Source organism: Echinicola sediminis (assembly GCF_054777495.1).
Window position 1 is genome coordinate 1 of record NZ_BAAHAP010000152.1, and the last position, 8,258, is coordinate 8,258.

Consider the following 8,258-nt stretch of genomic DNA (forward strand, 5'->3'; position numbering starts at 1 on the left):
CTTATTATCGTGTTCCTGGAGTTTAATTCTTCCAATCCATCTAGTAAAGAGGTCTCTAAATTTTTCATTTTGTTATCTTGACATATGTTTTGATAAACATTCTCAACGAAATCAATTATATGTATTGTGGTTGAGCTATGGTCTTCTTTATCTGAAAAAATTCTTGTCCAGTCCTTCTTAGGTAAAGAAACAATATCTGTATTTCTTTCAATACTGAGGATGAATTTTCTTGGAGAGCCTGATTTAGGATTCTTTTCTGTGGCTCGTCCAAATCGATGAGTTAACGAATTTCTCAGTGATACAATTGCATTTATTTTCTTATCATTTAATGAGGAAAAATATTTCAATGCCCTAAAAATTCCAATTTTATGTTTATGATCAGCAGTGTTTTTTGGTTTGAATATACTTCCAATCTGTTCTAGCAAAATCAAATAGTCTATCACAGCTGTAAACTGATGTCCTAAAAAAGTCCCATCAAATACATTTTCTTCCGTAAATTCATTCTTTTGGTATTTTCCGGTATTAAGATCACAACCAAATAATTTTCTAGCTGATTTTAGTAATAAGATTAATGAAGAATACCTTATTGGATTTTCATCCATAGGCTGTTCTAGGCTTAAAAATTTTGATATGTATTCACTTGATATCATATCAATAGGTTAAACTAATATAATGGCATTTCACTAAAAATCTTTCCATCTAATTCTCTTCCAGTTTTTTTCTTATTTGTACCTCCCCATTGTTTAAAAAAGAATGCTGTACCAAAAATCTCACATTGTTCTTTAATATTTAGAACCCATTCTTTTTTTATAGGTCTTGGCTTTCGCCCACTTTCACCACCAACAATTACCCAATCTATATTTGTTAAATTTAGATTATTAAGTGGACCAATTAAAGGTTCACAGGATAGAAATTTGATATATGCATCATTTAATTTTAAAAGATCAATTCTATCTATTACACGTTCATCCTCAACAGAGGTTCCTAACCATATGTTTTCACCCCAATTTAATTGATTATTTAGTTCAATTACCCTTTGAGGCCTTTTCGTTAAAACTTGAAATATATGACTAGAATTATCATTCATTACTTTAAACACATCAATTATAAAATTGGTAGGAACATCAGGGTGGAACAAGTCACTCATAGAGTTAACAAATACCATTTTAGAACCTTTCCACTCATATGGATCAGCTAATGTTGAAGGATGAACCCGGACTTTCTTAAATCCGTCCTGATATTTTTCCAATCCCATGGCTTGAAGTCGTTTGGACATAACTTCTGCATAGCAAAATTTGCACCCAGCAGAAACTTTGGAACACCCTGTTACTGGATTCCATGTTAATTCTGTCCATTCTATTGATGATTGTGCCATGTTAAACTTCCTTTTTTATGATGTCATTCGCAATTTTTACTGCCACGGGAACATTAGATGCTGCCATGAAATGAAATAATACTGCATTAGTACTGTTTCTTAATGGTAAAGGATCTGAAACATATTTAAAAATGGTTTTTAGGCGTTCTTGATAAAGATTAGCTGCCACTTCCACCGCATTTTCAATTTTTTTGAATTTTTGGTTTCCGAACAATACCATTTGCGGATCCTCATAATAAAACTTTGCTTCAATATCTTCGGATTCTAAACCAAAGAAATTTGCCAAAGTCTCAAACCATACTTTTCCGGATTTTTCTCTCTTTTTCAATAGCCTATTAATCCCAATTCCCGTTGGCACAAGAATCCACAAATCTACTCCCAATTTCTTTAATGATTCCAAAGCTGACCACTTAACTTGCATACCATAAGGATCAATAAAAGCTATTGCTTTATAATATCTTCCCTCTGGCTTTCGAAGAAACCCTGCCATGTCAACAAGTTTCTGATTGCAATCATCCCCACCAGCAACCTTTGTTTTTCCATTTAAAGAGCTATAATCATTATTGATGATTCTTTGAAGGAGCTGGGCATTATCTAAATCCTTTTCAACGAAATAATAGAAATCAAATTTTCTAGGATCTTCAAAGCTGAGGACATGTCTTGCAGTACCTTCGATAACTTCTTCTGTCTCCTTTTGGGTTTGAATATCTCCAGAGCCTGCAAAACCATCAAAGTAAATAAGCTTCCATGGCTTATCCTTCATGATTTGCATGTATGCATATAAGTATTTTTTAAATACTCTTATCTTTATTTCTGTCCACTCACCCCCAAATTGATTTGCCATAAAAGTTTATTAAAATGGTGAATTTGAATTATCTAAAATTTGCATCAACTCAGATGTCCAATTAAATTTTCCTTTTCGGATAGCTTGAAAGAAATCAGTATAATTATCTGGTGATAGGAAATAAAAGTGGTAACACCAATCTATACCTTTTTCCTTCAACTTATTATTAAGTACTTTGAAGTGCTCTTTAGCATCTCTGTATTTAGCTTTGTTTTTGGGGTTGCTGTCACCATCAGCCTTTATTTCTACAACTAGCAATATATTCTGTTCTTTTATTTTTAAAAAGAAATCTGGGTTGAAATTTTCTCTTTTGACATGACTTGACCCAATTTCTGAAGGTTTGTAGGAATAGGGAAAGGAGTAAAACCCCTTATCGGGAGATTTTAAGAAGGAGTCAATGATGTCAATATTCGCTTGCAAAGCTTTCAAAAACCGACGCTCTGGTTCAAATGAAACATAGACAATATTTTGAACTGTCTTTAGGTTTTCATCAGTAATCTCAATTAAATTTTCTTTGAGAAATTCAATTTCGTCAACTTTTCCTCCATATTTTTCAATAGACTCGCGAACTACACTAAAATTCTCTTTATCAGCTAAATAATCCTTTAAAATAGCAAGCTCTTCCTTTTTTATTTCACCCAATCCTTCTTTAGAATAAAAAAGGTAACCATTTCTTTTGATGCTACTTTCTGAAAAGGATTGGGTAGGTAGGTTTTTAAGCTTAATCTCACGAGTATTGTGTGCTTTCAAAATTAGCCGTACCACCTGTTTTCCTGCTTCTCTAAACATTGGACCAAAAGCCTGTTTGAAAGTAGATAAGTTCTCTCTGCTAACATATGAAGAATCATAACCAAGAGCCTCCAGTTTATTACATAAGAATTCTTTTATTCGTTTAATTGGCCATTCCTTTGATATGTCAGAATCTTTGTCTTTTAGAAAAAGTTTAATTTGTCTTGCAGCTGTTTCAATAGGTTCATTATCCTGAATTTCTATTTCAAAACTTATAGAACCTGATTCGGAATATTCACTATAGGTTTGCTTTACTTTATTTTGGGGTTTGAGCTTTTCAACCTTGGGTTCTTTTGAAGAAGGCTGTTTTTCACTACCTACTGTTTTTTGATCAGCGATGTAATCAAGATTATAAAGCGGAAAGTCATATTGCTTTCGATTTTTTGAATATCCATAACTAATCCGGTTTTCAAGTTCCAGTACTTCTTCATACAGGTCTTTAATTTCCTGTGACCATTTTTCATGGTTATTGATTCGCACATAGACTGGTTGTTCAATGCCTTTAGGAATTCTTAAGCCTCTACCCAAAACCTGAGCAATAAGTAGTTTGGAATTAAATGCTCGCTGTTCATGGGGAACAATCTGAAATACATTTTTCACATCCCAACCCTCAGTAAGCATGGCAACAGAAATAATCCATTCTACCGGATTGTCTGGTTCATCAACTGTTTTTAGTATTGACAAATTCTCTTTCCTTACTTTTTCTGGACTTTCAATAATAGACTCAATGATGCCCTTTTCTTGTTTATTAGAAGGAATACCCGAAGCCACCCAAATCACTTTTTTTGAAGCCTCATCAAAACTGATTTTCTCCTTTTTTGCAATGTATTCTGAAAGCTCCTTCCAAATTTCGACCGTTCGGTAAATCCTGTCCGCAACTACAATGGTTAGAGGTTTTAATTTTCCGCTATAGTTTTTAACAATTTCATTGTGGTTGTGCCAGGTTTCATCCCAACCTTTGCCCTGATCCGCTTCTCCTAGTTTGTAGTCAATCTTTTTAACTACACCATTTTCCATAGCCTCTTTTATCCCATAGCGATAAATGACATCATGGAAATAATCATTGCCGATGTATGGCGTTCCCGTAACACCAATATGATAGGCAAAATCAAAATCAGAATTTATGATAAAGTCAAACCACTTTTTAGTAGCGGCTTCATCCGGGCTGTAGATATGATGCGCTTCATCACTTATAACCAGCGTTCTTTGACCTTTCCCTAAAAAGCTGTCTTGAATGGATGAACCTGTGCGTTGATAAACGGCATGAATATTTTCCACACAAATATCTCCGCTTATAATGGGAACGTTAGCATTCTTAATGCTTGGAGAAGGATGCACCGCCCCCAATTCTTTCAGGATTTGTTGATTGGTTTTACTTCCGGCCAGTTGCTCAAACTTTTTTTTGAGTTCTTCTTCAATAGTGAGTGAAGGGCATAAAACCAACACCTTGTCCACCAAGCCTTCAGCTAATGCCACTTGTGCTACCCCGTATATGACCCAACTTTTTCCTGTGCCTGTCGCTAAATCAATACTTGCAGCCTTTTTATCCTTAATTTGAATATTGAACAGGTATTGTTCCAGGGCGTTGTATTTTAATTGCAGTTTAGAATTATTATTCCAGTTCTCTTCGGCCAGTTCACCAGTGTTTTTATATTGATCAGTTACTAGAAATCGTAATGCCCTGCGAATAGCTTCTCTTACATGCTCAAAATCTTCTGTCGTAATGGCATCCAGATATGCCTCATATTTGCCTACAATGGCATTAGTCTTGTCCTTAAAATCGTTGACTTTTAGTACAAAGTCGTCTTGTTTATATTGAAGGCTCATAAAAAATCCTGTTTGTTACGTATTACTTTTAATTCATTTCCATACTTATCCATGAAGATGATCATCATCATATCACCTTCAAATGATTTTTCAGGAATTCGAATAATAGCTTTTCCTATTTCCGTATCCAAAACCTTATCTGACCAAAAAACTTGATTTAAATGAAAATATTCTCCATTATAATTAGTGTCTACCATCACCATGGAGAAGGTTTCAAAATTCTCAAAGTCATCCGGGTCATAGGCAAGAGTATTTGATTTGAATTCGGTTATTTCAATGATATAATCCTTATCCGAAGCATTAAAAAGATCTTTGTTATCTGGTGTGGCCCGTTTATAGTAAGCTTCTACTTGTGGTTGAGAAATGAAGTCAAAGCCAATGGCATCCATTACTTCATTTACATCGGTTTCACTGGCCGGTTGTTTCAATGCGCCAGGTTCTCCTTTATTAATTAAAGCCATGAGAACAGAAAGTGGCACTTTTAAAAATATGTAGGTGGTGTTGCCATATCTAATTTCATCCTGCATGAAACCTAAAGATGAAATAGGAGCTATAACATAAAACTTGTCACCGGCTTTGCCTCCCAAAGCATCATGAAGTGTTTTTACATATTCTTCATCCAATAATAAATCTTTTTGGTTGGGATAATCCCATATATATGCTGAATTGACGCCTATGTAGCCGTCAACTTTCAGGCTATGCACCTTATGATCACTTATTCTAACACCAAACAACTGCGCCACAAAAGGACGATACTGCTCCCAATCCATTTGAAGGATCAATAGATTATCATAAATACCCGCATGGAAGAGCGTAAATTCTTTGGCCTTAAGTGGTTTGGGTTTTTCAGTTTTTTCCTTTGGTTGAATAAATGAAACCAGGAATTTCACTTTGCCTACTTTTACAACTTTTTCCCCTGCTTTTGCCTCACTGCTATCTTCATTATCAAGGATTTCTAATTTCTTGACCTTAAACTTTTCTTCTGGGCAAGCCAATGAAAATTCCTCTTCTTTATTACCGGAGAGATTATTGGAAATAAACTGGGAGAGATTGTCAAGAAATAAATCTGTAATGATAAGGTCTCCTGATCTCGCCTTATCTTGTATCATTAAGAAGCCTCTTGAGTTTGATTTGTAATGATCCTCTAGATCATTTATTCGAGCATGAATCCTTGATTTATCTGATTTTGCGGAGCCTATGACCGTAGTTAGACGGTTTAGCCTCATTTGTGCAGTATATATGGATAGTTTGCCACAATCAATGCCTATCCATTTCCTTTTTAACTTTTCTGCAACAGAAATTGTAGTACCCGAACCACTAAAACAATCCAACACAATTTCATTTTCATTAGAGGATACTTTAATTATTCTCTCTAGAAGAACCTCTGGTTTTTGAGTTGGATAGTCAACCCTCTCATCTGAAGTATTGCCTACCCGGTCAATATCAGTCCAATTCGTTGTAAGTGGATTACCACCTTTAGTTTCACTCAAGTAAATTTTTAAGCCATCAAGTCTCGGAGAACCATCACTTCTCTTTAAAATCCTTCCCTCGTTCCACCATTTTTCCAACTGATCTAAATCCGCTCCCCATGACCTATTAGAAGAAGGCTTTGTTCCTCTCCATTCAAATTGTCGTCCAGGATTAGCTGTTGAGAAAGTCAAATTCTCGGCTTTATATAATTCACCATTTTCGTCACGCTTAAATCGACTCATTTGAGCATCACTGTAGCTCATGAACTGTTCGTTAAATGTGAAGTCCTCTGATTTTGTATAGAAATAAATATTTGCATTTGATCTAACATATCCTTTAGATCTCATGTTGTGGGCAGTAATTTGTTGCCAAATTATTTCATTTCGAAAATTATGTTCACCAAAAACCTCATCCATAATTGCTTTTATGTAGTGACCCTTTTTGTAATCTAGGTGGAGGTAAATAGCTCCGTCATCAGCTAATATTTCTCTCAGTAGAATTAATCTTTTTCTTATGAATTCTATAAACTGAGACCCTATTATTTTATCACGGTAAGCTTTCTCCCGGTCCTTCATCCAATCCTGCTTGGTGGCAAAAGGTGGGTCTATATAGATGAGTTTTATCTTATTCTTGGTCTTGTAGTGGTTGGGGCCTTGCTGGTCTTCATAAATGGCTTTTAAGGCCAACAGGTTGTCACCAAAAATGAGCATATTGCTCCAATCGTCTTCAAATTGATTGTCGCTATTGAAGCTTCTTATTTTCTGAAGAGGGGCAGCCGGTGTATTAGCAATAATGTCTTCTTTTCGCGCCTTTCCTTTATAAACCAACTTATAGTCTTTGGTCGCCTCTACAAATTCAGTATCCTCAGTGTTAAAGAGCTTTTGTTTGTAAATAGAAGGAATGGGATTTCCTTCATCCAAACATTTTTTTATAATTTCTTTATCCTTTTCTGTTAAATTCATCTAGTTGAAGTCTCTGATCGTAGTAAATTTCAAAAATAAGGACTTTTACAATTTTTAGGGTTTACAAATTATATATGTTTCTGCATTTACTTCATTAGAGCTAGAAACTAAGGAGGATACAAACCATAAGATTTGTATGACTTGATTTCTTTCTTTGAATGAAATGTTTTTTTGTAACTTTTCTAACCTATCTGTCAAATCGGCTTTAGAAAGAAAATTAACTACCAAATAAACTTTCTTGGTTAAATTCGGTTTAGTCTTTAAATTCTTAAAATAATTTATTGCATCCAACGATGAAGATCCCTTTGTCAGCCTCTTAATTTGAGTTTTGGTTCCATCACTTGCTATATAGTTTTTTTTCCAAATTTTATCTTTCTTGTGTAATTGGTCATCTGTAGGGATTAAATTACCTAAGTTTTTTTGGGCTTGACCAACTATGTCTTGAAAATCTGAAGCAGAGAAACTGGAATCATTATACTTTGAATGAAAAAAGGAAATATTATTTTCATTAAGTCCAATATGGTCTGCCCATTCATTACCCAAATCATCACATATGAAATATTGGAAATTAGATATAAAAATATTTTCTACAAACCAAAATACCGAGTGGTTCGAAAAATGTTTTGAGATAGAAGAAAAATCACCTTTTTCACTCGTTGTATTCACCAAACCAGGATGAGGTTTAAATACACTTAAAAACGCCTCAATGTTTCCAAGTAATCGATTATCTCGAAATAGTTTCCTATGGCTATATACCAGTTCTACTCTTTCAAAATTTATAATGAAGCTAGATGTTCTATTAAAAAAGTCAATAATTGGAACTTTTGTATCATCAATAAACCTTATGAAAATCTTTTTCAGTCTATTTGACCGAAGAGTAATTGACTTTTTATTTATTGAAACATAAAGATCTTTAACTAAAGTGGTTTTTACTTTAAATCTAGGATTTCCCTTTTCATCAACTTCTTCAAGAATCTCCATTAACCTAGAG

At 34.2% G+C, this 8,258-nt stretch carries 6 protein-coding genes; all 6 read right to left on the minus strand.

All coding sequences use genetic code 11. The features are described from left to right. On the minus strand, window positions 1–650 hold a 650-nt coding region (locus tag ACYVAA_RS21540), incomplete at its 3' end, for a hypothetical protein (protein WP_460545843.1). Window positions 651–664: 14 nt separating this feature from the next. Next, the gene (locus ACYVAA_RS21545) at window positions 665–1,375 is read right to left on the minus strand and encodes a DUF5131 family protein (protein ID WP_460545845.1); all 711 of its coding nucleotides are present in this window, start codon (window positions 1,373–1,375) and stop codon (window positions 665–667) included. Window position 1,376: 1 nt separating this feature from the next. Further along, on the minus strand, window positions 1,377–2,219 hold the full coding sequence (gene tcmP, locus ACYVAA_RS21550; protein WP_460545847.1) for a class I SAM-dependent methyltransferase: 843 nt from the start codon (window positions 2,217–2,219) through the stop codon (window positions 1,377–1,379). 9 nt (window positions 2,220–2,228) lie between these two features. Next, complete coding sequence (locus ACYVAA_RS21555; RefSeq protein ID WP_460545849.1) at window positions 2,229–4,835, minus strand: DEAD/DEAH box helicase; 2,607 nt, start codon at window positions 4,833–4,835, stop codon at window positions 2,229–2,231. After that, window positions 4,832–7,267 (minus strand): site-specific DNA-methyltransferase, encoded by a 2,436-nt coding sequence (locus tag ACYVAA_RS21560; protein WP_460545851.1) that lies wholly within the window; start codon window positions 7,265–7,267, stop codon window positions 4,832–4,834. Before ACYVAA_RS21560 ends, ACYVAA_RS21555 begins: the two co-directional genes overlap by 4 nt. A gap of 54 nt (window positions 7,268–7,321) precedes the next feature. Beyond that, a partial coding sequence (locus ACYVAA_RS21565; protein ID WP_460545853.1) for a hypothetical protein occupies window positions 7,322–8,258 on the minus strand: 937 nt, incomplete at its 5' end.

Coding starts and splice junctions, on each gene's coding strand:
- tcmP (WP_460545847.1), bottom strand. CDS start 2,219: ATGGCAAATCAATTTGGGGGTGAGTGGACAGAAATAAAGATAAGAGTA.
- ACYVAA_RS21545 (WP_460545845.1), bottom strand. CDS start 1,375: ATGGCACAATCATCAATAGAATGGACAGAATTAACATGGAATCCAGTA.
- ACYVAA_RS21560 (WP_460545851.1), bottom strand. CDS start 7,267: ATGAATTTAACAGAAAAGGATAAAGAAATTATAAAAAAATGTTTGGAT.
- ACYVAA_RS21555 (WP_460545849.1), bottom strand. CDS start 4,835: ATGAGCCTTCAATATAAACAAGACGACTTTGTACTAAAAGTCAACGAT.